The sequence below is a fragment of the Ruegeria sp. BHSC037 genome, assembly GCF_059613045.1.
Genome location: NZ_JBXWRT010000003.1, coordinates 58516 through 80995, shown reverse-complemented (window position 1 = coordinate 80995; position 22480 = coordinate 58516). Strand labels below are relative to the sequence as shown.

Below are 22480 nucleotides of genomic sequence, written 5' to 3'. Positions count from 1 at the left end.
GGGCAAGAGCAGGGGCGACATCCTGGGTGTCGCGATTCGACCGAAGCGAAGGTTGGGGATGAAAGACGACACGAAAAGCCGCAAGGCGGCGCTGGCCGCGCATCTGAAGGCGGCGGTGATGACGCTGAAACTGCGCCCCGGCGATGACCTGGACGAGGCGCAGCTGTCCGAGGCGTTCGGCCTGTCGCGCACACCGCTGCGCGAAGTGTTCCGGCATCTGGCCGGGCTGGGCTATCTTGAACTGCGTGAAAACCGGGGCGCGCGGGTGTCCCAGATGTCTTATGCCACGCTGCGCGACTTCTTCCTGGTGGCGCCGATGATCTATGGCGCGGTGCTGCGGCTGGCGGCGCAGAACGCCACGGGAGACCAGATCGACCGGTTGAAGGCGTCGCAGGCGGCGTTTCGGGCAACCCTGCGGACGGGCTCGGCCGAAGATCGCGCGTTGGCCAACAACCAGTTCCATGAGATCACCGGTGAGATGGCGGCGAATGTCTACCTGCTGCCGTCGTTTCAGCGGCTGCTGATCGACCATGCGCGCATCGGCATGACCTTCTACCGCCCGGATCAGGCCGGGATGGGTGAAAGCCTCGATCTGGCCTGCGACCAGCATGACGCCATCATCTCCGCGATCGAGGCGCGCGACGAGGCGGCGGCGGGGCAGCTGGCGGCCGATCACTGGGCGCTGTCGCGCGACCAGATCGAGCTGTTCGTGACGCCCGCCGGTCTGGACCTGCCGCTGGGCTCGGTCGAGCGCGGATAAAAAAACGGCCGCCCTGAGGCGGCCGTCGTGTTTGGGGTCAGACGGGTTAGCCCAACTGCACGAGCGCGTGCCGTTTCTTGCCGGCGCTCAGTTTGATGGGCGAGGACAGGGCCGCCGCGTCGATCATCAGCCCCGCATCGGTCAGCGGTGCGTCGTCCAGACGGGCGCCGTTTTCGGAAATCAGGCGCTTGGCCTCCTTGCCCGATTTCGCCAGGCCAGACTTCACGATCAGCTGCACAACCGAGATGCCATCGCCCAGATCTTCGGCGGTCAGGGTCAGGGTGGGCAGGTCGCCGCCCACGCCGCCCTTTTCGAACACTTCGCGCGCGGTGGCCTCGGCCTTGGCCGCGGCCTCGGAACCGTGCAGCAGGGTCGTGACTTCGTTGGCCAGACGGATCTTGGCCTCGTTGATCTCGGACCCTTGCAGCGCGCCCATGCGGTCGCATTCGTCTACGGGAAGCTCGGTGAAGATCTTCAGGAAACGGCCCACGTCGGCGTCGGTGGTGTTGCGCCAGAACTGCCAGAACTCGTAAGGCGACAGCATGTCGCCGTTCAGCCAGATGGCGCCGCCCTGGCTTTTGCCCATCTTGCGCCCATCGCTGGTGGTCAGCAGGGGCGTGGTCAGGCCATAGATCTCGTGATCCAGCACGCGGCGGGTCAGGTCGATGCCGTTGACGATATTGCCCCACTGGTCCGATCCGCCCATCTGCAGGATGCAGCCATATCGGCGGTTCAGTTCCAGAAAGTCATAGGCTTGCAGGATCATGTAGTTGAACTCGAGGAACGACAGGGATTGTTCCCGGTCCAGCCGCGATTTCACCGATTCAAAGGACAGCATCCGGTTGACCGAGAAATGCCGCCCGATGTCCCGCAGGAAATCGAGATAGTTCAGGTCGTCCAGCCATTCGGCATTGTTCAGCATCAGCGCGCCGGTGTCGCTGTCGTCATAGGACAGGTACTTGTCGAACACCTTCTGCATGCCGGCGATGTTGGCGTCGATCTGCTCGGGACCCAGCAGGGGGCGCTCGTCCGAGCGGAAAGACGGATCGCCCACCTTGGTGGTGCCGCCCCCCATCAGGGTGATCGGCTTGTGCCCCAGCTTCTGAAACCAGCGCAGAACCATGATGTTCATCAGGTGCCCGACATGCAGGGACTGGGCGGTGGCGTCATACCCGATATAGGCTGTCTGCACCCCGCTTGTCAGAGCATCGTCAAGGCCCTGATAATCGGTGCAATCGGCCAGAAAGCCGCGCTCGATCATCGTGGCGATGAAATCCGATTTGGGGTGATACGTCATGTCTTGCCTCGGGGTTGAATTGCGGGGCACGTTATAGGCGGCGAACGAGGGAAGGAAAAGGCCATGAATAAGGCCCGAGGCAAAGTTGGGGCAGTGCGGGCACTGGGGGCCATGTCGGGTACCTCGCTCGATGGGGTCGACGCGGCGGTGGTGGAAACCGACGGGCGGCAGATCCTGCGGTTCGGCGACAGTGCCTACCGGCCCTACAGCGAGGACGAGCGCAAGCTGCTTCGCGCCGCGCTGGGAAAATGGAGCGGCCCCGAGGTGCACGCCGCCGAAGATCTGGTGACCCGCGCCCATGCCGAGCTGCTGTCGGAATTCGAGGACGTGGAGCTGATCGGCTTTCACGGCCAGACCCTTGCGCATGAGCCGCGCGGCAAGGGCACGTTGCAGGTGGGCGATGGCGAGGGGCTGGCGGTCGCGCTGGGTGTGCCCGTGGTCTGGGATTTCCGCAGCGATGACGTGGCCATGGGTGGCGAGGGCGCGCCGCTGGCACCGTTCTTCCACTTTGCCTGCGCAAAATATGTCGGGGCGACGGCGCCCTTGTGCTTTCTGAACCTGGGCGGCGTCGGCAACCTGACCTATGTGGACCCGTCCTTTGACGGACCCGAGGCGCCCGGTGCTTTGCTGGCCTTTGACACCGGCCCGGCCAATGCGCCGATCGACGATCTGGTACAGGCGCGTCTGGGCCTACCGATGGACCGCGACGGCGCGCTGGCCCGGCAGGGCTCGGTCGAGGCCGGAGCACTGGAGCTGTTTCTGGCCGAGCCCTATTTCAACCGTCTGCCGCCCAAATCGCTGGATCGCAACGATTTCGCCGAAATGATCGGTCTGGTAAAGGAATTGAGCGACGCTGACGCAGTCGCCACCCTGACGGGCATGAGCGCCGCCGGGGTGGTGCAGGGGATGGAGCATTGTCCCAAACCGCCCGCGCGGGTGCTGGTCACCGGCGGTGGGCGCAAGAACCCGGTTTTGATGGAGATGCTGCGCGTGGCGCTGGACTGCCCGGTCGATCCGGTCGAGGCCGTGGGGCTGGACGGCGACATGCTCGAGGCGCAGGCCTTTGCCTATCTGGCGGTGCGCGTGGCGCGGGGGATGCCGACCTCTTGCCCCGGCACCACAGGGGTCAAGGCCTTGGTCGGCGGAGGCACGGTCAGCCGGGTGTCGCAGGGCGCACCGCGCTGAAACGCGGCGAAAAATGATCCTGCCAAGGCACCCGGGCGTAATCGTAGCAGTAGCCACAACAACGCCGGAGATGAAGATGATCGGTTCCCTTGTGAAAAATGCGGCCGGTTGTGCTGTTGCGTTCATGCTCGCAGTGCCTGCCATGGCCGAAGTGCTGGTTGAGTTCGTCGAGGGAGCGCCAAAGGACCGTTTCGTTCTTCGCAATGCCAGCGATTGCAACCTGTCTGCTGCAACTGTGCGTCTGGATTTGTCTTCGTCACAGGGCGGGTTGATCTTTGATGTCACCGGCTCGGGGGCAGGGGTTGAAGTGTTTCAGCCTTTTGAGATGGTCGCGGGGTCCGAGTATCTGAACGGGTTGCCTCAGGTTCAGGACGGACAGTCGATGGTCGATCTGGACATCCGGGCGATGCCGCCCGGTGCAGAAATCGCGTTTACGATCGACGTGGATGACACAGGTGGCGGACGCGAGATCATCGTGTCGGGGGCCGAGATCCAGGGCGCGACGGTCTCTCTGGAAGGCGCACAGAACCCCCAGCGTGGTGTCTTTTCGTCGGCGGCCCGCGCGGCTATACCGGTCGGGACCTGCTGAGCGGCGGTGAAACTGCGGATGGAACCGGCATGACCAAGACCCTGACACGTATCGCATTTCTGGTTCTGGTAATGGGTGGCGGCATACTGATCGGCACTCTGACAGGTCCGGGTGAGTGGTATGCGAACCTGAACAAACCGGTCTTCAACCCGCCGGGATGGGTATTCGGCCCGGTCTGGACGGTTCTTTACGTGTTGATCGCGATGGCAGGTTGGCGGCAGTTCGAACGCGACCGAAGTTCACCCGCGATGCGCCTGTGGTGGGCGCAGTTGGGCCTGAACTTTCTGTGGTCGCCCACATTCTTCGTGCTGCATCAGCCGTGGCTGGCATTGTTAGTGATTCTTGCGCTTCTGGTGGTGATTGTGCTGTTCATCGCGCGCGTCCGCCCGGTGGACCGCGTTTCGGCCTGGGCGTTCGTGCCCTATCTGGCATGGGTGGCATTCGCCACCATACTGAATCTATCGATCGCGGTCCTGAACTGACGCCGGCGGTGGTCAGAGCATCCACTCGACCGGCAGCCACCTGACGACGGCGGCAAGGCCGCGCTGGAACCGAGAGGTGTTCGGGTCAGTCTCAAAGGTCGTGGTCGTTCCGTCGTTGGTCTGCTGAATCCAGACCAGGCCGCCGTCATCGGCCATTTCGACGCGATAGGCGAATTCCGGCTTGTCCAGTTGCCGGGCCAGATCTGCAGCGACCGCGGGGCTCTCGATCAGCAGCCCCATCTCGGTGTTCAGCCGGGCCGAACGTGGATCCAGATTGTATGAGCCGATAAAGATCCGTTTGCCATCCGAGCCAAACACCTTTGCATGCAGGCCCGAGGCAGAGCCTGCAAGAATCTCGGGCAGGCTGCGTGCCTTATGCTCGGCGCGCAACGCGCGCAGCTCCAGCAACTGAACCCCGCTTGCCAGCAGGTCGTCGCGGTAGGCCATGTAAGCGGCATGAACCGGCATCACATCGGTCGCATCCATTGAGTTGGTCAAGACCCGGACTTTGACCCCAGACGACGCCAACCGTTCGAGCAACTCGGCCCCGCGGGGACCGGGAATGAAATAGGCCGAGACCAGATCGAGCGACGTCTCGGAGCTTTCGGCAAAGGCTATCAGACGCTCGACCATGAGGTTCTCGTCCTCCACCTGTCCAAGTCCCTTTGCCGGGTCATCGACAAAAAGTTCGATAGCGCTCCACTCGAACGGCAGATCGCGGTCGGCGATGCGGTCGGCCAGTTCATTGTCGCGGATCGCCTTTTGGTATCCGGCCCCGGCAGCGGTCTGACGCGCGGCCTCGGCCAATGCCTTCAGGCTTGGATCGGTCGCTGCAGGCAGGAACAACGCGGCATCATAGGCCGAGCCGCTGTTCCAGTAGGCATCGAACGACGCTGCAACCTCGTCCACGATAGGACCGATCGCGATGGTATCGACATCCAGATAGTGCGTTCCGGCCCCATAGTCGAAATAGATGTCGCCGATGTTTCGGCCCCCGACAATCGTGGCCACGCCGTCCACTGTCATGGATTTGTTATGCATGCGGCGGTTCAACCGGCCGAAATCGAACACATAGGATAGCAGCTTGGGGTTGCGCAGAGTGAACGGGTTGAAGATGCGCACATGGGCCGTGGGCATGGCATCCAGTTCCGCCAGAAGCGTGTCCAGCCCCGAGATGCCATTGTCATCGACCAGGAGGCGCACGCGCACGCCCCGTTCCGCCGCCGCACGCAATTCGTCCAGCAGCATCAGGCCGGTCACGTCATCCTGCCAGATATAGTATTGGGCATCGATGGACGAGACCGCCTCACGCGCGAGAATGGCGCGGGCGGCGAATGCGGTGTGCCCCTGACCGAGGGGGCGGACGCCATCCAGTCCGGGATTGCGCTGAATCGCCGGCTCGATGGCTTGGCCCAGCGGACCCGTCCAATCCGCGGGTTGGCTGTATGTCTGCTCCGAGAAATTGGTTTCGGGCAGCGGAAAGGCCAACCGCAGCCCAAACACGCCCAGGCCGAGGATCACGGCCACGGTCACCAAAGTCTTGATCAGCCGCATCGCGCCCTCATCTTTGCCCAATCATTCACAAGCGAACCTTGCCGCATCGGGCAGGGCAAGTTCAAGCGTGGTTCAGCAGGGGCCGGAGGTTTAGCCCCTGGGAATTTCGAATTCCGGCGGCGCCAATTCGAACCCGTCGAACTGGAAACCCGGTGAAACGGTACAGCTGACCAGCGTGTAGTCCCCGGTGCTGCGGGCGGCCTGCCAATGCCCGGCGGGTACGATGACCTGCGGGGCACCCTCGCTCAGGTCAGGGGATAGCATGTGATCGTTTGCCGGTCCGGTGTCGCTTTCGCTGATCGACAGGATCAGCGGTGCACCGGTGTGAAACAGCCAGATCTCGGTCGCATCGACCCGGTGCCAGTGGCTGGCCTCGCCCTGTTTCAGCAGGAAATAGATGCAGGTCGCGGTCGGGCGGCCGCTGTTGTCCGCGCGCCATGTCTCGGCATACCAGCCGCCTTCGGGGTGGGGCTGCAACTGCAGGTGGTCGATGATCTGGTCGGCGGTCATGGCGGGCCTTTCACGGCGATGGGATTTGGTGCTGGCAATACTGCGCACAGATCATATGTTTGCGCCATGACACTGACGATCCCCTTCGACAATTCCTATGCCCGGCTGCCCGGCGCCTTTTATGCGCGCCAGTCGCCTGAGCCCGTGCGCGCGCCGCGGCTGGTGGCTTTCAATGACGATCTGGCGCAGGTGCTGGGCATCTCGCCCGGTGACGCGCAGGACATGGCGCAGGTGTTTGCGGGCAATACCCTGCCGGACGGGGCCGAGCCGCTGGCGCAGCTGTATTCCGGCCACCAGTTCGGCAACTACAACCCACAGCTGGGCGACGGGCGCGCGGTGCTGCTGGGCGAGGTGGTGGGCACGGACGGGATCCGCCGCGACATTCAACTCAAGGGCTCCGGGCGCACGCCGTTCTCGCGGCAGGGCGACGGGCGGGCCTGGCTGGGGCCGGTTCTGCGCGAATATGTCGTGTCCGAGGCGATGCACGCGCTGGGCATTCCCACCACGCGTGCCTTGGCGGCGGTGGAAACCGGCGAGGTCGTGCTGCGCGAGGGCCCGATGCCCGGCGCGGTGCTGACCCGCGTGGCGCAAAGCCATCTGCGGGTGGGTACGTTTCAGGTGTTCGCCGCACGCGGCCAGATCGCCGACCTGCAGCGGCTGACCGACTATGCCATCGCGCGCCACTACCCGGACGCCGTCGGGCCAATGGGCCTACTGCGCGCCGTGCGTGACGCGCAGGCCGCGCTCATCGCGCAATGGATGGCGGTGGGCTTCATCCACGGGGTGATGAACACCGACAACTGCGCCATCTCGGGCGAAACCATCGACTATGGCCCCTGCGCTTTTATGGACAGCTATCATCCGAACACCGTCTACAGTTCGATCGACCGGATGGGGCGCTATGCCTATTCCAACCAGCCCGAGATCGCGGTGTGGAACCTTGCACAGCTGGCGACGGCGCTGATCCAACAGATCGAGGACAAGCAGGCCGCCGTGGAAGAGGCGACCGAGATCGTACATGCCATGCCCGATTTGATGCAGCGGCACTGGCTGAGGCGATTCCGGGCCAAGATCGGCCTGACCACCGAGGAGGACGGCGACCTTGCACTGATCTCGGACCTGCTGACGCGGATGGCGCAGAACCAGGCCGATTTCACCAATACCTTCCGCGCGCTGGGCAGCGATGCGGCACGGGACCAGTTTACCGATTCGGCGGCTTTTGACAGCTGGGCCGAGGGGTGGCGCGCGCGGCTGACGCGCGAGGCTGACCCGGTTGCAGTGATGCACGCGGCGAACCCCGCCTTCATCCCGCGCAACCACCAGGTCGAGCAGATGATCGAGGCCGCCGTTCAGGGCGAATATGCCCTGTTTCACCGGCTGAACGCTGTGCTGGCCCAACCCTATGACGACCAGCCCGACGCCGCCGACCTGAGGCACCCGCCCACGCAGGACGAGGTGGTGCATGCCACCTTTTGCGGCACCTGAGCGGGTTTCGGCATCTGTGCTGAACTATCGGCTTGCGTCCGGGCGCGATCCTGCGAATCCTGACGGGGTACAACCGTAGAAAACCGATGACCACTTTGCCCAAGCTGCGCCTTGCCAGCTACAACATCCAGAAATGCGTCGGACTGGACCTGCGACGCCAGCCGCAGCGTATCCTGCAGGTGCTGGATCGGCTGAGCGCCGATATCGTGGTGCTGCAAGAGGCTGACAAACGCCTGCCGCCGCGCCCGGCGGCGCTGCCGCATTTCATGCTGGACGAGGCGGGGTGGAAGATCGTTGATCTGGGCGGTGCGGGCAGCCTCGGCTGGCATGGCAACGCCGTGATCTGGCGGGGCGACCACATTCAGGTGCGCCGCGCCGCGCATCACGATCTGCCGGGGCTCGAACCGCGCGGGGCGGTCCGGGTCGAGTTCGATACGCATATCGGCCCCCTGCGGGTGATGGGGATGCATCTGGGGCTGTTCTCGGCGTGGCGCCGCCAGCAGATCATTCACCTGCGGCAGGACGGCCGCGCGCTGGACCGGATGCCCACCGTCTGGGCGGGGGATTTCAACGAATGGTCGCGCCAGCCGATCCTTGACCGCCTTGCTCCCGACATGCGGTTCCTGCCGCCTGTGCCCAGCTTTCCCGCCGCGCAGCCTCTGGGCGCGCTGGACCGGATCGCGCTGGGCGGCGGGCTCGAGGCGCTGGCCCACGGTGTGCACGGGGAGCGGCCCGCGCATATCGCCTCGGACCACCTGCCGGTCTGGGCCGATCTGCGCCTGGCCGGTTGAGTCGGCAAGGGTGCAAAACACGGTGGCGAAACCCGTGCGGACAGACTAAGACAGAGACCCGAACGGATTCTGAGGGGTGCCATGCCGGACACGATCATCGCGCGTTGCGAAGCCAAAGGCCTGCGCATGACCGGCCAGCGCCGGACCATCGCGACCGTTCTGGAACAAAGCGACGACCATCCGGATGTCGAGGAGCTTTACGCCCGCGCATCGGCGCTGGATGCGGGCATCTCGATCGCGACCGTCTATCGCACCGTCAAACTGTTCGAAGAGGCCGGAATTCTCGAGCGGCTGGAATTCGGCGACGGGCGCGCGCGCTATGAGGATGCCGAGCGCGACCACCACGATCACCTGATCGATATGAACTCGGGCGAGGTGATCGAGTTCGTGGACCCCGAAATCGAAGCTCTGCAGGAAAAGATTGCCGCCAAGTTGGGCTACCGCCTGAAAGGGCACCGGCTGGAATTATACGGCGTGCCGCTGGACAAGGACTGATCCGGCACCGACCCATCACGAAACGCGAACGGTCGGCTCAAATCAATTCATCATTCGTGGTCAGGTTGCGGGTTGCCAGACCGAGGCAATCGGGATTTCCTGCGCCGGTCGGGCAAGACGGGCCCGCCGGACGGAGACGCGCGCATGAACAACGTACAGGGCATTCTGCTGATCATCGGGGCGATGGCCGCCTTCACGCTTGAGGACATGTTTATCAAGCACCTGTCGACTTCCGTGCCGACCGGGCAGGTCATGCTGGTTCTGGGCCTGTTCTGCGGGCTGGCCTTTGCCCTGATGGCGGTGGTCACGCGCAAGCGGATCTTTGACCGGGCCGCCTGGCAGCCCTTGCCCCTGATCCGCGCGGGCACCGAGGCCGTCGGCGCGCTCAGCTTCGTGACCGCCTTGTCGCTGGTCGATCTGTCAACGGTCGCCGCCGTGTTCCAGGCAATGCCCTTGGCGGTGACTATGGGGGCCGCGCTGTTTCTGGGCGAACACGTTGGCTGGCGGCGGTGGAGCGCGATTGGCGTCGGATTCGCCGGGGTGCTTATGGTCATCCGCCCCGGTCTGGACGGGTTCCGCCCCGAGGCTCTGTTCGTGGTGGCGACGGTGATCGCCATCGCTGCGCGCGATCTGATCACCCGGCGGCTGGACGCGCGGGTGGCCTCGGCCGTGGTGGCGTTGCAGGCCTATGCGGCGGTGGCGCTGGCGGGGGGCGTTCTGATGCTGATGGCGGGCCAGCCGTTGGTGCCGCTTCAGGCCGGGCAGGTCGGCCCCTATATCGGCGCGGTGGGCTTTGGCGTGCTGGGCTATTTCGGCATCGTCACGGCGATGCGCGTGGGCGAGGCCTCGGCCCTGACCCCGTTCCGCTATACGCGTCTGCTGTTCTCGATCCTGGCTGGGATGTGGATGTTCGGCGAACGACCGGACCTGATGACCATGATCGGCGCGTCGCTGATCATCGGGTCGGGCATGTACACGTTCATCCGCGAACGGCGCATTGCGCGAGCCATGGCTCCGGCGGTCTGCTGACCTGTTGGCGCAAACACGCTGCTGTTGGCGCTAAAGGCCGGAAAATATGCGTGTTAGCGATAACGGACCCGGTTTACTTTTCCCCGTGTGCTGGTATGAGGCATGCAACCGAACGCATTTTCAGGGACCGGTATCATGAGCACCATCATCGACATCCACGCACGCGAAATCCTGGACAGCCGGGGCAACCCCACCGTCGAGGTGGACGTGGTTCTGGAAGACGGCACCATGGGCCGGGCAGCCGTGCCCTCGGGCGCGTCGACCGGCGCCTATGAGGCGGTTGAGAAGCGCGATGGCGACAAGTCCCGTTACATGGGCAAGGGCGTGCTCGAAGCCGTGGCCGCCGTGAATGGCGAGATCGCCGAAGAATTGGTGGGCTTTGACGCGACCGAGCAGGTGGCGATCGACGCCGCGATGATTGAGCTGGACGGCACACCCAACAAGGCCCGTCTGGGTGCGAACGCAATTCTGGGCGTTTCGCTGGCGGTGGCCAAGGCGGCGGCGGATTTCACCACCCAGCCGCTCTATCGCTACGTCGGTGGCACCTCGGCGCGGGTTCTGCCGGTGCCGATGATGAACATCATCAATGGTGGCGAACACGCCGACAACCCGATCGACATCCAGGAATTCATGATCATGCCCGTGGCCGCCAGCAACATCCGCGAGGCGGTGCGCATGGGTTCGGAAGTTTTCCACACCCTGAAAAAGGAACTGTCGGCGGCCGGGCTGGCCACCGGTGTCGGCGACGAGGGCGGATTTGCCCCGAACATCGCTTCGACCCGCGAAGCGCTGGATTTCATCCTCAAGTCGATCGAGAAGGCGGGCTACAAGCCGGGGGACGAGATCTATCTGGCGCTCGATTGCGCGGCCACCGAGTATTACAAGGATGGCAAATACGTCCTGTCGGGCGAGGGCAAGACTCTGAGCAGTGACGAGAACGTGGCCTATCTGGCAGCGTTGGTGAACGACTATCCGATCATCTCGATCGAGGACGGTATGTCCGAGGATGACTGGGACGGCTGGAAGGCGCTGACCGACGAGTTGGGCGGCAAGGTGCAGCTGGTGGGTGACGACCTGTTCGTGACCAACCCCGCGCGTCTGGCCGAGGGGATCGAGAAGGGCTGCGCCAACTCGATGCTGGTCAAGGTGAACCAGATCGGTTCGCTGACCGAAACGCTGCGCGCCGTGGATATGGCCCACCGCGCCCGCTATACCAACGTGATGTCACACCGCTCGGGCGAGACCGAGGACGCCACCATCGCCGATCTGGCCGTGGCGACCAACTGCGGTCAGATCAAGACCGGCTCGCTGGCGCGGTCGGACCGGCTGGCCAAGTACAACCAGCTGATCCGCATCGAGGAAACGCTGGGCGAGGTCGCGGAATACGCGGGGCGTTCGATCCTTCGCAAGTAAGCCACAAGCTGCTAGTCTGATCCCCGACATTGGCCGGGGGTCCCTAATGCTCAGCATCATTGAACCTAGAACGCCGGAGCAGTTTGATGCTGTCCGGCGTTTGTGTTGGGACTATCACGCCTTTCTACTGACACTGGACGAACGGTCGCGGCAGGTCGTCAACACGTTCTATCCGCCCGAGAAATATGCCTCCGTTCTGGCGGCCATCGAGGTCGAGCATATGCCGCCCAAGGGTGGGACCCGGCTGGCGATGCTGGATGGGCAGGCGGTGGGCTGCGGGATGTTCCAGACAATCGGGCCGGGTATCGCCGAGATCAAGCGCGTGTTCGTGACCGAGGCTGCTCGGGGTACTGGCGCGGGGTGTGCAGTCATGCAGGAACTGATTGCCCAGTGCCGCAAGGACGGGTTCGAGATGATCCGGATGGACACCGGAAAACCGCTGAAGGCGGCGACTCGGCTGTACCTGTCCTTGGGGTTCAAGCTACGCGATGCCTATTCCGACATTCCCGAAATCGCCCGAGGGCAATTGTTGTTCTTTGAAATGTCGCTGCGGGGCGATACCGCCGAAGCCTAGGGAATTGCAGCGGAATTGCCCAAAATTTCAGTTTTTTGGGGGGCGGAACCGCCAAAAAAGCAAACATAAATGTTATTATGTGTGAACTTTTACCTACGCGCACCGCAGCGACGGGCGTAGTCTGACGGTACAGCAGAAAGGAGAACGTGATGTCTGCTTCAAGAATCCTTCTCGTGATTTCGATGCTTTCCGTCGGTGTTCTGGCGGCCTGTGCGGGGCCTGGCACCTACCCGATCACCGGTGAACCGGTGTCGCAGAATGATCCGGTGCAAGAGATGTACTATAGCCCCAGCCTGATCTTCCGCGGTGAGTCGCGCTAGAGCGTCTTGCTCATCAGCATGTAGCGGTCGCGCGGTTTGAAGCCGGTTCGAAGGTACAGTTTCTGCGCGGCCTCGTTGGTTCGATCCACCTCAAGGTGCAGGGCCGTCAGGCCGGCCCCGGCCAGTGCCTTGGGCAGGGCTTGAAGAACTTCGGTAGCGATGCCGCGGCCGCGAATGGCGGGGCGGATGTAGATTTCGTCCACGAACCCGTCCATGCCCCCGAACTCGACCGACCAGCCGAAGGTGATGATGACATAGCCCAGCGGCGCGCGGCTGGGGCCGATCAGGTAGATGCAGCCGTGCGGGATGCCCTCGAGCAGCGGCGCAAGGGCCGCGCGGCGCTGGTCGGGGTCCTGTTCGATCCCTGCCTCGGCGTGAAAGGCGGCGACCAGACCCATCAGCCGATCAAGGTCGTCGGGGCGGGCAAGGCGCAGGGCGGCGCTCATAGCCGCGCCAGCCGTTCGGTGAGCAGGGCAAAGAACCCGTCGGCGTCCAGATCGCCGATGAACAGCGCGTTGGGCTTTCGGTCGGTGACGCCCCACCAGTCGGCGACGGTCATGCCAAGGGTGAGGTCCGACTGGGTTTCGATCTCGACGTTGACGTGTCGGCCCGAGAAGAGCTCGGGGCGGATCAGATAGGCGGTCACGCAGGGATCGTGCAGGGGCGCGCCCTCGCTTCCGTACTTCTCTTTGTCGAAACGTTCGAAGAAATCAGTCATCTCGGCCACCGCGATGCCGACCTTGGTGCCAAGGGCGCGGAAGGCTTCGTTGCGCTGTTTGGTGACCAGCGCCTTGTGGGTGACATCGAGCGGCATGACCACGATGTCCGCGCCGGATTTGAACACGATGTCAGCGGCTTCGGGGTCGACGTAGATGTTGAATTCAGCGGCCGGGGTGATGTTGCCCACCTCGAAATAGGCACCACCCATCAGCACGATCTGCTGCACCCGCTCGACGATGTCGGGGGCTTTCTGAAAGGCCGTGGCGATGTTTGTCAGCGGCCCCAGCGGGCAGAGGGTGACGGTGCCGGGCGGGTGGCGGCGCAGGGTGTGGATGATGAAATCGACCGCGTTGCCCTGGGCCAGTTCCATCTTTGGGTCGGGCAGGTCGGGGCCGTCGAGGCCGGTCTTGCCGTGCACATGCTCGGCGGTGACCAGCTTGCGTTTCAAAGGCGCGTCGCAGCCCGCATAGACCGGCACGTCGGTTCGGTCCGCCAGTTCGCAGACGATGCGGGCGTTCCTGGCGGTCAGCTCCAGCGGCACGTTGCCCGCGACGGCGGTAATGCCCAGCACCTCGATCTCTTCGGGGCTGGCCAAGGCCAGCAGGATGGCGACGGCGTCGTCCTGTCCGGGGTCGGTGTCGATGATGATTTTGCGGGCGGTCATGGGGTCTCCGGGGGGATGGTGAGGGCGGACACTGGCAAGCGCGGCTGGGCTTGTCCAGCGGTTTCAGGCGTCGCTTGCGGCCTTGACCGGCGGGAGTTTGCCGTTCGCGCGGTGCTCTTCGGCCTTCACCTCGTCCCACAGGGCGTCCATCTCCTCGAGCGTGCTCTGTTCGGGCGTCTTGCCGCGTTCGGCGAGGCGTTCCTCGATCTTGTTGAAGCGCCGGGTGAACTTGGCGTTCGTGCGGCGAAGGGCGGCCTCGGGCTCGACGCCCAGATGGCGGCCGAGATTGACGATCACGAAGAGCAGGTCGCCGAATTCGTCCTCGAGCGCGTCGGCGTCCATCTGGTCGCGCGCCTCTGCCAGTTCGGCGGCCTCTTCGGCGATCTTGTCCAGCACATGGCCCGCATGGGGCCAGTCAAAGCCCACCCGCGCGGCGCGTTTCTGCAGCTTGTAGGCGCGCAGCAGGGCCGGCAGGTTCGCGGCGACACCGTCCAGCGCGCCCTTCTGTTCCTTGCCCGCGCGTTCGGCGGCCTTGATCGCCTCCCAGTCGCGGGTCTGCTGTTCGGCGGACTTGTCTCGGGATTCGTCGCCGAAGACATGCGGGTGGCGGGCGACCATCTTGTCGGCCATGGTTCGCACCACGTCCTGAAAGGTGAAATGCCCGGCCTCTTCGGCCATCTGGGCGTGAAAGACTGACTGGAACAGCAGGTCGCCCAGCTCGCCCTTGAGTTCGTCCCAGGCCTGGCGTTCGATGGCGTCGGCGACCTCATAGGCCTCTTCGATCGTGTAGGGGGCGATGGTGGCGAAGTCCTGTTCGATATCCCACGGGCAGCCGGTTTCCGGGTCGCGCAGGCGGCGCATGATTTCCAGCAGCCGCTCGATTCCGGCGTCGGTATCGTGGATCAGTGGATTTTCAGCCATTGCGAAGCCCCTTGTTCCGGTGTCAGATGCATCCATCCCGCAGCTTGGATCAGGAGTCCACCCCCGATGCCCGTCGTGAACCGAATTGCCGACTACGCCGCCGACATGGCCGAATGGCGCCGACACCTGCATACGATCCCGGAACTGGAATTCGATTGCCACCAGACCGCCGCCTTCGTGGCCGAGCGGCTGCGCGAGTTCGGCGTGGATGAGTTGCACGAAGGGATCGCGCAGACAGGGATCGTGGCGATCATCAACGGGCAGGGCGATGGCCCCACGATCGGGTTGCGCGCCGACATGGATGCGCTGCCGATCGAGGAGCAGACCGGGGTGGCATATGCCTCGAAGAATCCCGGCAAGATGCATGCCTGCGGGCATGACGGGCACACCACAATGCTGCTGGGCGCGGCGCGGTACCTGGCCGAGACGCGGAATTTCCGGGGCCGCGTGGCGTTGCTGTTCCAACCCGCCGAGGAAGAGGGAGGCGGCGCCGATATCATGGTCAAAGAGGGCGTGATGGACCGGTTCGACATCGCCGAGGTCTATGCGCTGCACAATGCGCCGGGCTTTGCCGAGGGCGCATTCTATACCACGCCCGGGCCGATCATGGCGGCGGTCGATACGTTCGACATCCACATTCAGGGCGTGGGTGGCCACGGTGCCATGCCACACGACACGCGCGACCCGGTCATGGCCGCCTGCGGAATCGCGCAGGCAATCCAGACCATCGTCAGCCGCAACCACTATGCGCTGGACGATCTGGTGATCTCGGTCACCCAGATCCACACCGGGACCGTGAACAACGTGATCCCCGACACCGCCTATCTGAACGGCACCGTCCGGACCTTCGATCCGGCGGTGCAGAAGATGGTGATGACCCGTCTTGAAGAAATCGTGCAGGGGCAGGCGGCATCCTATGGGGTCACGGCGACGCTGGATTACGTCGTGGGCTATCCGGCCACGGTCAACGATGCGGACAAGACCGGTTTCGCCGCCGAGGTGGCGCGCGAAGTGGCAGGCGCCGATCGGGTGATCGCAAATTCGGGCCGCGAGATGGGGGCCGAGGATTTCTCGTACATGCTGCAGGAGCGCCCAGGCGCCTATCTGTTCCTGGGGCAGGGCGACGGGCCGGGGCTGCATCACCCCAAGTACAATTTCAACGACGAGATCGCACCGGTGGGTGCCTCGTTTTTTGCGCGCATCGTCGAAAAGGCGCAGCCGTTGACCTGACGGTCCGGTCGATATCAGGGAGGATACGGGCCAAAATGGCATTGGAAGACGCGAAAAATCAGGTCGACGAGGCCTTTACCAACCCCGACCTGAAGGGGTTGAGCTATGAAAACACCTTTGGCGGGGCCACGTCCTTTCTGCGGCGGCTGTACACCAAGGATCTGACCGGCGCCGATATCGCAGTGACCGGCGTGCCGTTCGATCAGGCGGTGACCAACCGCCCCGGCACCCGTCTGGGCCCGCGCGCGATCCGCGAGGCCAGCGCCCTGCAATCGCCCGATGCGCCCTATGGTTGGCCTTTCGATGCGCTCAGCGAGCTGGCGATCATCGACTATGGCGACATGGCCTATGACTATGCCAACATTCCCGCCTTTCCCAACACGTTGACCGACCATATCCGCACCATTCTGGCGGCGGATGTGGCCTCGGTCACGCTGGGGGGCGACCACTATATCAGTTTTCCGATCCTCAAGGCCTATGCCGAGAAATACGGTCCGATGTCGCTGTTGCAGTTCGACGCCCATACCGACACCTGGGCCGATGACGACATGAGCCGGGTGGACCACGGCACCATGTTCTACAAGGCGGTGAAGTCGGGGATCGTGGACCCGAAACGCTCGGTCCAGGTGGGGATCCGCACCACCAACGAGGACACGCTGGGCGTCAACATCATCGACGCGCGCGAGGTCTATGAATCTGGCCCTGCCGCCGTGGCGCAGAAGATCAAGGGTATCCTGGGCGACAGCCCGGTCTATCTGAGCTTTGACATCGACGGATTGGACCCGGCCTTTGCCCCTGGCACCGGCACCCCGGTCTGGGGTGGGCTCAGTTCGATCCAGGCGCAGATCATCCTGCGCGACATTGCCGGGATCAACATCAAGGGGGGCGACGTGGTCGAGGTGTCTCCGCCGTTTGACACGTCCGGCGCCACAGCGATCGCGGGGGCGCATGTGGCGACCCAGATCGTGTGCCTGCTGGGATGGAACAAACTGGCGAAAGACGCGCGGCTTTAACCATTGGTTAGCCATGGTTTTGCTATGGCCGGTATCAGGTGAACCAAAGGGACAGGGGGCGCAGACGCCATGAGCCAATTCAACCAACCCATCAGCGGCAATGATCTGGCGCGGTTTTCCGGGCCCAACACCTTCATGCGGTTGCCTGCGGCCGATAGACTGGCGGGGCTGGACGTGGCTGTGCTGGGCGTGCCGATGGACATCGGAACCTCGTGGCGGTCGGGCACCCGGTTCGGCCCCAAGCAGATCCGCGCCGAAAGCGCGATGATCCGGCCCTACAACATGGCCACGCTGGCCGCGCCTTTCGACAGCCTCCAGATCGCCGATATCGGAGATCTGGCGATCAACACCTTCTCGCTGGCCGACAGCCTGCGGATTATCAAGGCAAGCTATGACGCGATCCTGACGCAGGGGGTGACCCCGGTGGCGATGGGGGGCGATCATTCGATCACTCTGCCGATCCTGCGGGCCGTTGCCGCCAAACACGGCCCCGTTGCTCTGGTGCATGTGGACGCCCATGCCGACATCAATGACGAGATGTTCGGCGAGCGCGAGACCCACGGAACGGTATTCCGCCGCGCGTATGAAGAGGGGCTGATCGTGCCCGACAAGACCTTTCAGGTCGGTATCCGCGGCTCGGGTTACGCGGCCAGCGATTTCACCGAGGCGCGCGAATGGGGTTTCCGCCAGTTTCCTGCCTGGGATCTGTGGCAACAGAATCTGACCGAGATCGGTGCGCAGATCCGCAAGACGGTGGGCGATCACCCGGTCTACATCTCGTTCGACATCGACAGCCTGGATCCGGCCTACGCCCCCGGCACCGGCACGCCCGAGATCGGCGGCCTGACCACGCCGCAGGCGCTGCAGCTGATCCACGCGCTGGGGGGCATGAACGTGGTGGGCTGCGACCTGGTCGAGGTCTCTCCGCCCTATGATCCGTCGGGCAACACCGCGCTGACGGCGGCAAACCTGCTGTTCGAGCTGCTGTGTATCCTGCCCGGCGTGACGTCACGGTAGGCAGGGCCGGCAGGTCTTGCCCCGTACCGGCGGGCGGTTAGGGTTCTGCCGGAGGGTCTGAATGGAATGAAACGCATGGTTTTTTGGTTGGTCGTCGCAGCGGTTGTCGCGCTTGGCCTCTATGTGCGGCTGGCACCGTCCGATCCCGCGCGCTGGCATGTGCCGGTCGTGGCCGAGGCAGATCGTGACCTGCCCGGAGGCGTGATCCGCGTGGTGCAGACCGGACCGGACGGCCTCGCGCGGCTGGACAAGGAGGCGCGGGCGACGCCGCGCACGACGGTGCTGGCCGGATCGGTGGATGAGGGCCTGATCACCTATGTGACCCGCAGCCGGGTGTTCGGCTTTCCCGACTTCACCACTGCCCAGCAGGACGGCGACACGCTGCGCATCTATGGACGGTTACGATTTGGCCGACGGGATTTCGACGTCAATCGCACCCGGGTCGACGGTTGGCTGGCGGCTTTGCAGTCCTGAAGACAGGCACCCCTCGGACACCTCGCGCCACATCGGCACGTTCAGCGACATCTGGCACTGGGCCATGAACATGCGGCCATCGACCTGCAGGCAGACCATCTCGCCCAGTTCGACCCGCGCGCCGGATGTGTCGGTGCAATAGCAATCCTGCACCTTGCCACTGGGGCCGATGACATCTGCCAGACCGGGCGTTGCGCAGACGATCAGCAGGGCAATGATCCGTTTCATGCGCACAGCTTAGCACAAGCCGGGGCCTTGACCAAAGCCGTCGGATGATAGACACCGCCCCAATGATCCCCGAAGAACGTCTTGAACAGATCACCCAGCGATTCCAGTACCTCGAAGCGGCCATGTCCGATGGCGCCTCGGGTGGGGATATCGCGGCTTTGGCCAAGGAATATTCCGACCTCAAGCCGGTGGTCGAACAGATCGCAGCTTGGCGCCAGTTGCGGGCCGATCTGGCCGAGGCCGAGGCGATGCTGGACGACCCCGACATGAAAGCGCTGGCCGAGGAGGAGATCCCGCAGCTCAAGGCGCGCATCCCCGAGGCCGAGCACGCGCTGCAACTGGCGTTGCTGCCCAAGGACGCGGCCGATGCGAGGCCGGCGATGCTGGAGATCCGCCCCGGCACCGGCGGCGACGAGGCGGCTCTGTTTGCGGGCGACCTGCTGCGGATGTATCAGCGCTATGCCGAGGCGCGCGGCTGGCAGTTCGAGATCATCGAGGAACAGCAGACCGAGCTGGGCGGCATCAAGGAAGTGGTGGCCCACATCAAGGGCGACAACGTCTTTGCCCGGCTGAAATACGAATCCGGCGTGCACCGGGTGCAGCGGGTGCCAGAGACCGAGAGCGGTGGGCGGATTCACACCTCGGCGGCGACGGTTGCCGTCCTGCCCGAGGCCGAGGATGTGGACATCCAGATCGACCCGAATGACATTCGCATCGACACGATGCGCAGTTCGGGCGCGGGCGGGCAGCATGTGAACACCACCGACTCGGCGGTGCGGATCACCCACCTGCCGACCGGGATCGTGGTCACCAGTTCCGAGAAGTCGCAGCACCGCAACCGCGAGATCGCGATGCAGGTGCTCAAGACGCGCCTCTATGACATGGAGCGCCAGCGGATCGACAGCGAACGCTCGGCCGACCGGGCCAGCCAGGTGGGAACGGGTGACCGGTCCGAGCGGATCCGCACCTACAATTTCCCGCAGGGGCGGATGACGGATCACCGGATCAACCTGACGCTCTACAAGCTGGACCAGGTGATGCAGGGTGATCTGGACGAGGTGATCGACGCGCTGACGGCCGACGATCAGGCGCGCTTGTTGGCGGAGATGGCGCAATGATCGCGGCGCTGACAGCGGCACAGGCCATGGTGGCCGCCACCGCGCGCCTGCGGGCCGCAGGTGTGGACGACCCGGCGCGGGACGCCCGGGTCCTGCTGGCCCATGCCGCCCGGATCGAGGCCAGCCGCGTGACCCTGATCGCACCCGAAGAGCTCTCGCCCGAGATCGCCGAACGCTATGAGCAACTGGTGTCGCTGCGCGCGATCCGGGTTCCGGTTTCCCATCTGCTGGGCGAGCGCGAATTCTACGGCCGACGTTTCCGCGTCAGCCGCGACGTGCTGGACCCGCGCCCCGAGACCGAAGCGCTGATCGAAGCGGCCCTGAGCCAGCCGTTTGACCGCGTGCTGGATCTGGGCGTCGGCTCGGGCTGCATCCTGATCACCCTGCTGGCGGAGCGCACCAGCGCAACCGGGCTGGGCGTCGACCTGAGCGAGGCCGCCTGTCTGCAGGCCAGCGCCAATGCGGTGGTCCATAGGGTGCAGGATCGGGCAGAGATCCTGCGCTCGGACTGGTTTGAAAACATTGGCGGGTATTTCGACCTGATCGTTTCCAATCCGCCCTATATCGCGCTCGATGAGATGGACGGTTTGGCGCCCGAAGTGCGCGAGCACGAACCGCGTCTGGCCTTGACGGATGAAGCGGACGGGCTGGACGCCTATCGCCGGATTGCGGCGGGCGCCCCTGATCACCTGATGCCCGGTGGACGACTTCTGGTGGAAATCGGCCCGACACAGGCGCAGGCGGTCAGCGCGTTGTTCGACGCGGCGGGGTTGGTGGATATCCGCGTGATCCCCGATCTGGATGGACGCGACCGGGTTGTTGGCGCCAAAATGCCGGGCTAGCCGTGGATTCTGAGGCCGATTTACGCCGGTCGCGGTAAAAAACCCGGCATTTTGAACTTTAACCCCTTGTCTGCGCCGTCAGGACATGTTTACTCGGGTTAGTCAGCGCGGTTGACGCCCTTTCGGCGCACCCCTGACGCCAAGCCCAAAAACGTCGACAGTCCCGCAAAGGCACAAGCCACAGAGCAGCGCAGACTTCGGGCGGATCGACAGTGCAAGACAAGGCTGACGTACAGTAAGATGAGATCCTCCAAATCCCGCTCGCGGGCAAAGAACAACCGCAATCGCCCCTCTGGTGGCAACGTCGTTAACCGGGTTTTCGACAGCTCGGGACCCGAGGGAAAGGTGCGCGGCACGCCGCAGCAGATCATTGACAAGTACAACCAGCTGGCGCGCGATGCACAGCTGGCCAATGACCGCGTGGCTGCCGAAAACTTTCAACAACATGCCGAGCACTATCTGCGTATGCTGAGCGAAGCGCAGCGTGAGATGGAAGCACGCCGCGAGGAGCAGGAGCGGCAGAACCGCGAGCGGCAGGCCGAACGTGACCGTGAACGGGCCGAGCGGCAGGAGCGGGAAGCTGCGCGCCGGGCGGATCCGGCCGAAGCGCCGCAGCCGGATGTGTTGGATTTGGATAGCGATGCGGATTCGCCTGAATCCGGGCTGGTTGAAACTCCAGAGAGCAAGGGCGGTACAGCCGACGCGTCTGAGCCGAAGGAGAAGCCCGCGCGCCGTCCGCGCGGTCGCAAACCCAAGGTGGCGCCGGCCGAAACCGAGCCACCTGTGCAAGGAGGCGATGCGCCTGAAGCGGCTGAATAGTCGGTCGGACTTGCGCCAACGAACAGGCCCCGGGCATCTGCGCCGGGGCTTTTTCTTGGTCAGACTGTCAGGTTTTCCGCAATTCCTGTGCCAGCGCACAGAAGGCTTCGAGCGAGACTTGCTCGGCACGATCAGTCGGCTTGATGCCTGCGGCTGTCAGGCGGTCCTCGATATCGGGGGCCAGCCCCTTGAGCGCCGCGCGCAGCATCTTGCGGCGCTGATTAAACGCAGCGGCCACGACGCGTGACAGGGTGTCGGCATCCGCCGGAAAGCGTGGTTCGGGAAGGGCGGTCAAGTGGACCACGGCGCTGCTGACCTTGGGCGGCGGCGTGAACGCACCGGGGGGCAGGGACATGGCAATGCGCGCCTCAGCCCGCCACTGGGCCAGGATCGCAAGTCGGCCATAGGCCTTGGTGCCGGGCTGCGCCACGATGCGTTCGGCCACCTCGCGCTGGAACATCAGGGTCAGGCTTTGCCAGAAGGGTGGCCATTCCGGCGGGGTCAGCCAGCGCACCAGCAGTTCAGTTCCCACATTGTACGGCAGATTGGCCGCCACGCGGATGGGCGGCGTCAGATGTTCAAGTGGATCGATTTCGAGGGCGTCACCATTGATGACGTCAAGCCGCCCGGGATAAGCAGCAGCGATTTCCTGAAGCGCGGCGATGCAGCGGGTGTCTTTTTCCACCGCCACCACCTTTCGCGCACCTTCGGCCAGCAAACCGCGGGTCAGGCCTCCGGGGCCGGGGCCGATCTCCAGCACGTCGCATTGGCTCAGGTCGCCGGCCTGCCGGGCGATCTTGGCGGTCAGGTTGAGATCGAGCAGGAAATTCTGGCCCAGCGACTTGCGGGCCGAGAGCTGATGCTTGGCGATGACCTCGCGCAGCGGGGGGAGGGTGTCGATTGCGCTCATGATTCGATTACCGTGGCGCGGGATGTGGGCGGGGCGCCAG

The 22480-nt window shown here is 64.3% G+C and carries 26 protein-coding genes; 18 read left to right on the top strand and 8 right to left on the bottom strand.

Annotated features, from left to right (window positions below):
• The first annotated feature begins 58 nt into the window (after nt 1–58).
• Complete coding sequence (locus AC2FMN_RS03650) at nt 59–760, top strand: GntR family transcriptional regulator (protein WP_496682288.1); 702 nt, start codon at nt 59–61, stop codon at nt 758–760.
• 46 nt (nt 761–806) lie between these two features.
• Here the strand turns inward: AC2FMN_RS03650 and tyrS are convergent, their stop codons facing one another.
• On the bottom strand, nt 807–2057 hold the full coding sequence (gene tyrS, locus AC2FMN_RS03645; protein WP_496682290.1) for a tyrosine--tRNA ligase: 1251 nt from the start codon (nt 2055–2057) through the stop codon (nt 807–809).
• Nucleotides 2058–2120: 63 nt separating this feature from the next.
• Between tyrS and AC2FMN_RS03640 the strand changes: the two genes are divergently transcribed.
• The 3 genes from AC2FMN_RS03640 to AC2FMN_RS03630 all read left to right on the top strand — a co-directional run bounded on the left by AC2FMN_RS03640 (nt 2121) and on the right by AC2FMN_RS03630 (nt 4313).
• Nucleotides 2121–3242, top strand: coding sequence for an anhydro-N-acetylmuramic acid kinase (locus AC2FMN_RS03640; protein ID WP_496686349.1), 1122 nt, complete (start codon nt 2121–2123; stop codon nt 3240–3242).
• 124 nt (nt 3243–3366) lie between these two features.
• Nucleotides 3367–3831, top strand: coding sequence for an aggregation factor core (locus tag AC2FMN_RS03635; RefSeq protein ID WP_496686346.1), 465 nt, complete (start codon nt 3367–3369; stop codon nt 3829–3831).
• Nucleotides 3832–3860: 29 nt separating this feature from the next.
• Complete coding sequence (locus AC2FMN_RS03630; RefSeq protein WP_496682297.1) at nt 3861–4313, top strand: TspO/MBR family protein; 453 nt, start codon at nt 3861–3863, stop codon at nt 4311–4313.
• Between the two features lie 12 nt (nt 4314–4325).
• Here the strand turns inward: AC2FMN_RS03630 and AC2FMN_RS03625 are convergent, their stop codons facing one another.
• The gene (locus AC2FMN_RS03625) at nt 4326–5867 is read right to left on the bottom strand and encodes a phospholipase D family protein (protein ID WP_496682299.1); all 1542 of its coding nucleotides are present in this window, start codon (nt 5865–5867) and stop codon (nt 4326–4328) included.
• A gap of 90 nt (nt 5868–5957) precedes the next feature.
• Nucleotides 5958–6377, bottom strand: a complete 420-nt coding sequence (locus tag AC2FMN_RS03620) for a cupin domain-containing protein (protein WP_496686344.1) — start codon at nt 6375–6377, stop codon at nt 5958–5960.
• A 66-nt stretch (nt 6378–6443) separates the two neighbouring features.
• Here AC2FMN_RS03620 and AC2FMN_RS03615 point away from each other — a divergent pair, with 66 nt between their 5' ends.
• The 7 genes from AC2FMN_RS03615 to AC2FMN_RS03585 all read left to right on the top strand — a co-directional run bounded on the left by AC2FMN_RS03615 (nt 6444) and on the right by AC2FMN_RS03585 (nt 12484).
• Nucleotides 6444–7862 carry a protein adenylyltransferase SelO gene (locus tag AC2FMN_RS03615; protein ID WP_496686341.1) on the top strand — a complete coding sequence of 473 codons (1419 nt, stop codon included), beginning with the start codon at nt 6444–6446 and terminating at the stop codon, nt 7860–7862.
• A gap of 86 nt (nt 7863–7948) precedes the next feature.
• Nucleotides 7949–8653, top strand: a complete 705-nt coding sequence (locus AC2FMN_RS03610; RefSeq protein ID WP_496682305.1) for an endonuclease/exonuclease/phosphatase family protein — start codon at nt 7949–7951, stop codon at nt 8651–8653.
• A gap of 81 nt (nt 8654–8734) precedes the next feature.
• On the top strand, nt 8735–9148 hold the full coding sequence (locus AC2FMN_RS03605; RefSeq protein WP_005982689.1) for a Fur family transcriptional regulator: 414 nt from the start codon (nt 8735–8737) through the stop codon (nt 9146–9148).
• Nucleotides 9149–9292: 144 nt separating this feature from the next.
• Nucleotides 9293–10177, top strand: coding sequence for a DMT family transporter (locus AC2FMN_RS03600; protein ID WP_496686339.1), 885 nt, complete (start codon nt 9293–9295; stop codon nt 10175–10177).
• A gap of 135 nt (nt 10178–10312) precedes the next feature.
• Nucleotides 10313–11590 carry a phosphopyruvate hydratase gene (gene eno, locus AC2FMN_RS03595; protein ID WP_496686336.1) on the top strand — a complete coding sequence of 426 codons (1278 nt, stop codon included), beginning with the start codon at nt 10313–10315 and terminating at the stop codon, nt 11588–11590.
• A 100-nt stretch (nt 11591–11690) separates the two neighbouring features.
• Nucleotides 11691–12164, top strand: a complete 474-nt coding sequence (locus AC2FMN_RS03590) for a GNAT family N-acetyltransferase (protein WP_496686334.1) — start codon at nt 11691–11693, stop codon at nt 12162–12164.
• A gap of 149 nt (nt 12165–12313) precedes the next feature.
• The gene (locus AC2FMN_RS03585; protein ID WP_490361548.1) at nt 12314–12484 is read left to right on the top strand and encodes a hypothetical protein; all 171 of its coding nucleotides are present in this window, start codon (nt 12314–12316) and stop codon (nt 12482–12484) included.
• On the opposite strand, the gene AC2FMN_RS03580 is transcribed toward AC2FMN_RS03585, so the two are convergent.
• From AC2FMN_RS03580 to mazG, 3 genes are all read right to left on the bottom strand, one after another.
• Nucleotides 12481–12930, bottom strand: coding sequence for a GNAT family N-acetyltransferase (locus AC2FMN_RS03580; RefSeq protein WP_496686332.1), 450 nt, complete (start codon nt 12928–12930; stop codon nt 12481–12483). The genes AC2FMN_RS03585 and AC2FMN_RS03580 overlap by 4 nt on opposite strands.
• On the bottom strand, nt 12927–13868 hold the full coding sequence (locus AC2FMN_RS03575) for a nucleoside hydrolase (protein WP_496686330.1): 942 nt from the start codon (nt 13866–13868) through the stop codon (nt 12927–12929). Before AC2FMN_RS03575 ends, AC2FMN_RS03580 begins: the two co-directional genes overlap by 4 nt.
• Nucleotides 13869–13931: 63 nt before the next feature.
• Nucleotides 13932–14789 (bottom strand): nucleoside triphosphate pyrophosphohydrolase, encoded by an 858-nt coding sequence (gene mazG / locus AC2FMN_RS03570; protein WP_496686327.1) that lies wholly within the window; start codon nt 14787–14789, stop codon nt 13932–13934.
• A gap of 66 nt (nt 14790–14855) precedes the next feature.
• Here mazG and AC2FMN_RS03565 point away from each other — a divergent pair, with 66 nt between their 5' ends.
• The 4 genes from AC2FMN_RS03565 to AC2FMN_RS03550 all read left to right on the top strand — a co-directional run bounded on the left by AC2FMN_RS03565 (nt 14856) and on the right by AC2FMN_RS03550 (nt 18523).
• On the top strand, nt 14856–16019 hold the full coding sequence (locus AC2FMN_RS03565) for a M20 aminoacylase family protein (RefSeq protein ID WP_496686325.1): 1164 nt from the start codon (nt 14856–14858) through the stop codon (nt 16017–16019).
• A 35-nt stretch (nt 16020–16054) separates the two neighbouring features.
• The gene (speB, locus tag AC2FMN_RS03560) at nt 16055–17032 is read left to right on the top strand and encodes an agmatinase (RefSeq protein ID WP_496686323.1); all 978 of its coding nucleotides are present in this window, start codon (nt 16055–16057) and stop codon (nt 17030–17032) included.
• Between the two features lie 69 nt (nt 17033–17101).
• A complete protein-coding gene (gene speB / locus AC2FMN_RS03555; RefSeq protein WP_496686320.1) occupies nt 17102–18049 on the top strand; it encodes an agmatinase in 948 nt (315 codons plus the stop codon).
• Between the two features lie 66 nt (nt 18050–18115).
• Nucleotides 18116–18523, top strand: a complete 408-nt coding sequence (locus AC2FMN_RS03550; protein WP_496686317.1) for a DUF1499 domain-containing protein — start codon at nt 18116–18118, stop codon at nt 18521–18523.
• Here the strand turns inward: AC2FMN_RS03550 and AC2FMN_RS03545 are convergent.
• The gene (locus AC2FMN_RS03545) at nt 18449–18751 is read right to left on the bottom strand and encodes a hypothetical protein (RefSeq protein WP_496686315.1); all 303 of its coding nucleotides are present in this window, start codon (nt 18749–18751) and stop codon (nt 18449–18451) included. The genes AC2FMN_RS03550 and AC2FMN_RS03545 overlap by 75 nt on opposite strands.
• A 62-nt stretch (nt 18752–18813) precedes the next feature.
• Between AC2FMN_RS03545 and prfA the strand changes: the two genes are divergently transcribed.
• The 3 genes from prfA (at nt 18814) to AC2FMN_RS03530 (ending at nt 21530) form a co-directional block, all read left to right on the top strand.
• A complete protein-coding gene (gene prfA, locus AC2FMN_RS03540) occupies nt 18814–19869 on the top strand; it encodes a peptide chain release factor 1 (protein ID WP_496686313.1) in 1056 nt (351 codons plus the stop codon).
• Nucleotides 19866–20711: a peptide chain release factor N(5)-glutamine methyltransferase gene (gene prmC, locus AC2FMN_RS03535; RefSeq protein ID WP_496686311.1), complete on the top strand. Its 846-nt coding sequence runs from the start codon at nt 19866–19868 to the stop codon at nt 20709–20711. Before prfA ends, prmC begins: the two co-directional genes overlap by 4 nt.
• A 240-nt stretch (nt 20712–20951) precedes the next feature.
• Nucleotides 20952–21530, top strand: coding sequence for a DUF4167 domain-containing protein (locus AC2FMN_RS03530; RefSeq protein ID WP_496686309.1), 579 nt, complete (start codon nt 20952–20954; stop codon nt 21528–21530).
• Nucleotides 21531–21597: 67 nt separating this feature from the next.
• On the opposite strand, the gene rsmA is transcribed toward AC2FMN_RS03530, so the two are convergent.
• Nucleotides 21598–22440 carry a 16S rRNA (adenine(1518)-N(6)/adenine(1519)-N(6))-dimethyltransferase RsmA gene (rsmA, locus tag AC2FMN_RS03525; RefSeq protein WP_496686307.1) on the bottom strand — a complete coding sequence of 281 codons (843 nt, stop codon included), beginning with the start codon at nt 22438–22440 and terminating at the stop codon, nt 21598–21600.
• Between the last annotated feature and the right edge of the window lie 40 nt (nt 22441–22480).

Coding starts and splice junctions, on each gene's coding strand:
- AC2FMN_RS03630 (WP_496682297.1), top strand. CDS start 3,861: ATGACCAAGACCCTGACACGTATCGCATTTCTGGTTCTGGTAATGGGT.
- AC2FMN_RS03640 (WP_496686349.1), top strand. CDS start 2,121: ATGAATAAGGCCCGAGGCAAAGTTGGGGCAGTGCGGGCACTGGGGGCC.
- AC2FMN_RS03585 (WP_490361548.1), top strand. CDS start 12,314: ATGTCTGCTTCAAGAATCCTTCTCGTGATTTCGATGCTTTCCGTCGGT.
- prmC (WP_496686311.1), top strand. CDS start 19,866: ATGATCGCGGCGCTGACAGCGGCACAGGCCATGGTGGCCGCCACCGCG.
- AC2FMN_RS03625 (WP_496682299.1), bottom strand. CDS start 5,867: ATGCGGCTGATCAAGACTTTGGTGACCGTGGCCGTGATCCTCGGCCTG.
- prfA (WP_496686313.1), top strand. CDS start 18,814: ATGATCCCCGAAGAACGTCTTGAACAGATCACCCAGCGATTCCAGTAC.
- AC2FMN_RS03615 (WP_496686341.1), top strand. CDS start 6,444: ATGACACTGACGATCCCCTTCGACAATTCCTATGCCCGGCTGCCCGGC.
- AC2FMN_RS03610 (WP_496682305.1), top strand. CDS start 7,949: ATGACCACTTTGCCCAAGCTGCGCCTTGCCAGCTACAACATCCAGAAA.
- mazG (WP_496686327.1), bottom strand. CDS start 14,789: ATGGCTGAAAATCCACTGATCCACGATACCGACGCCGGAATCGAGCGG.
- speB (WP_496686323.1), top strand. CDS start 16,055: ATGGCATTGGAAGACGCGAAAAATCAGGTCGACGAGGCCTTTACCAAC.
- AC2FMN_RS03565 (WP_496686325.1), top strand. CDS start 14,856: ATGCCCGTCGTGAACCGAATTGCCGACTACGCCGCCGACATGGCCGAA.
- AC2FMN_RS03580 (WP_496686332.1), bottom strand. CDS start 12,930: ATGAGCGCCGCCCTGCGCCTTGCCCGCCCCGACGACCTTGATCGGCTG.
- AC2FMN_RS03545 (WP_496686315.1), bottom strand. CDS start 18,751: ATGAAACGGATCATTGCCCTGCTGATCGTCTGCGCAACGCCCGGTCTG.
- tyrS (WP_496682290.1), bottom strand. CDS start 2,057: ATGACGTATCACCCCAAATCGGATTTCATCGCCACGATGATCGAGCGC.
- rsmA (WP_496686307.1), bottom strand. CDS start 22,440: ATGAGCGCAATCGACACCCTCCCCCCGCTGCGCGAGGTCATCGCCAAG.
- AC2FMN_RS03620 (WP_496686344.1), bottom strand. CDS start 6,377: ATGACCGCCGACCAGATCATCGACCACCTGCAGTTGCAGCCCCACCCC.
- AC2FMN_RS03635 (WP_496686346.1), top strand. CDS start 3,367: ATGCTCGCAGTGCCTGCCATGGCCGAAGTGCTGGTTGAGTTCGTCGAG.
- AC2FMN_RS03600 (WP_496686339.1), top strand. CDS start 9,293: ATGAACAACGTACAGGGCATTCTGCTGATCATCGGGGCGATGGCCGCC.
- AC2FMN_RS03605 (WP_005982689.1), top strand. CDS start 8,735: ATGCCGGACACGATCATCGCGCGTTGCGAAGCCAAAGGCCTGCGCATG.
- speB (WP_496686320.1), top strand. CDS start 17,102: ATGAGCCAATTCAACCAACCCATCAGCGGCAATGATCTGGCGCGGTTT.
- AC2FMN_RS03575 (WP_496686330.1), bottom strand. CDS start 13,868: ATGACCGCCCGCAAAATCATCATCGACACCGACCCCGGACAGGACGAC.
- AC2FMN_RS03530 (WP_496686309.1), top strand. CDS start 20,952: ATGAGATCCTCCAAATCCCGCTCGCGGGCAAAGAACAACCGCAATCGC.
- AC2FMN_RS03650 (WP_496682288.1), top strand. CDS start 59: ATGAAAGACGACACGAAAAGCCGCAAGGCGGCGCTGGCCGCGCATCTG.
- eno (WP_496686336.1), top strand. CDS start 10,313: ATGAGCACCATCATCGACATCCACGCACGCGAAATCCTGGACAGCCGG.
- AC2FMN_RS03550 (WP_496686317.1), top strand. CDS start 18,116: ATGAAACGCATGGTTTTTTGGTTGGTCGTCGCAGCGGTTGTCGCGCTT.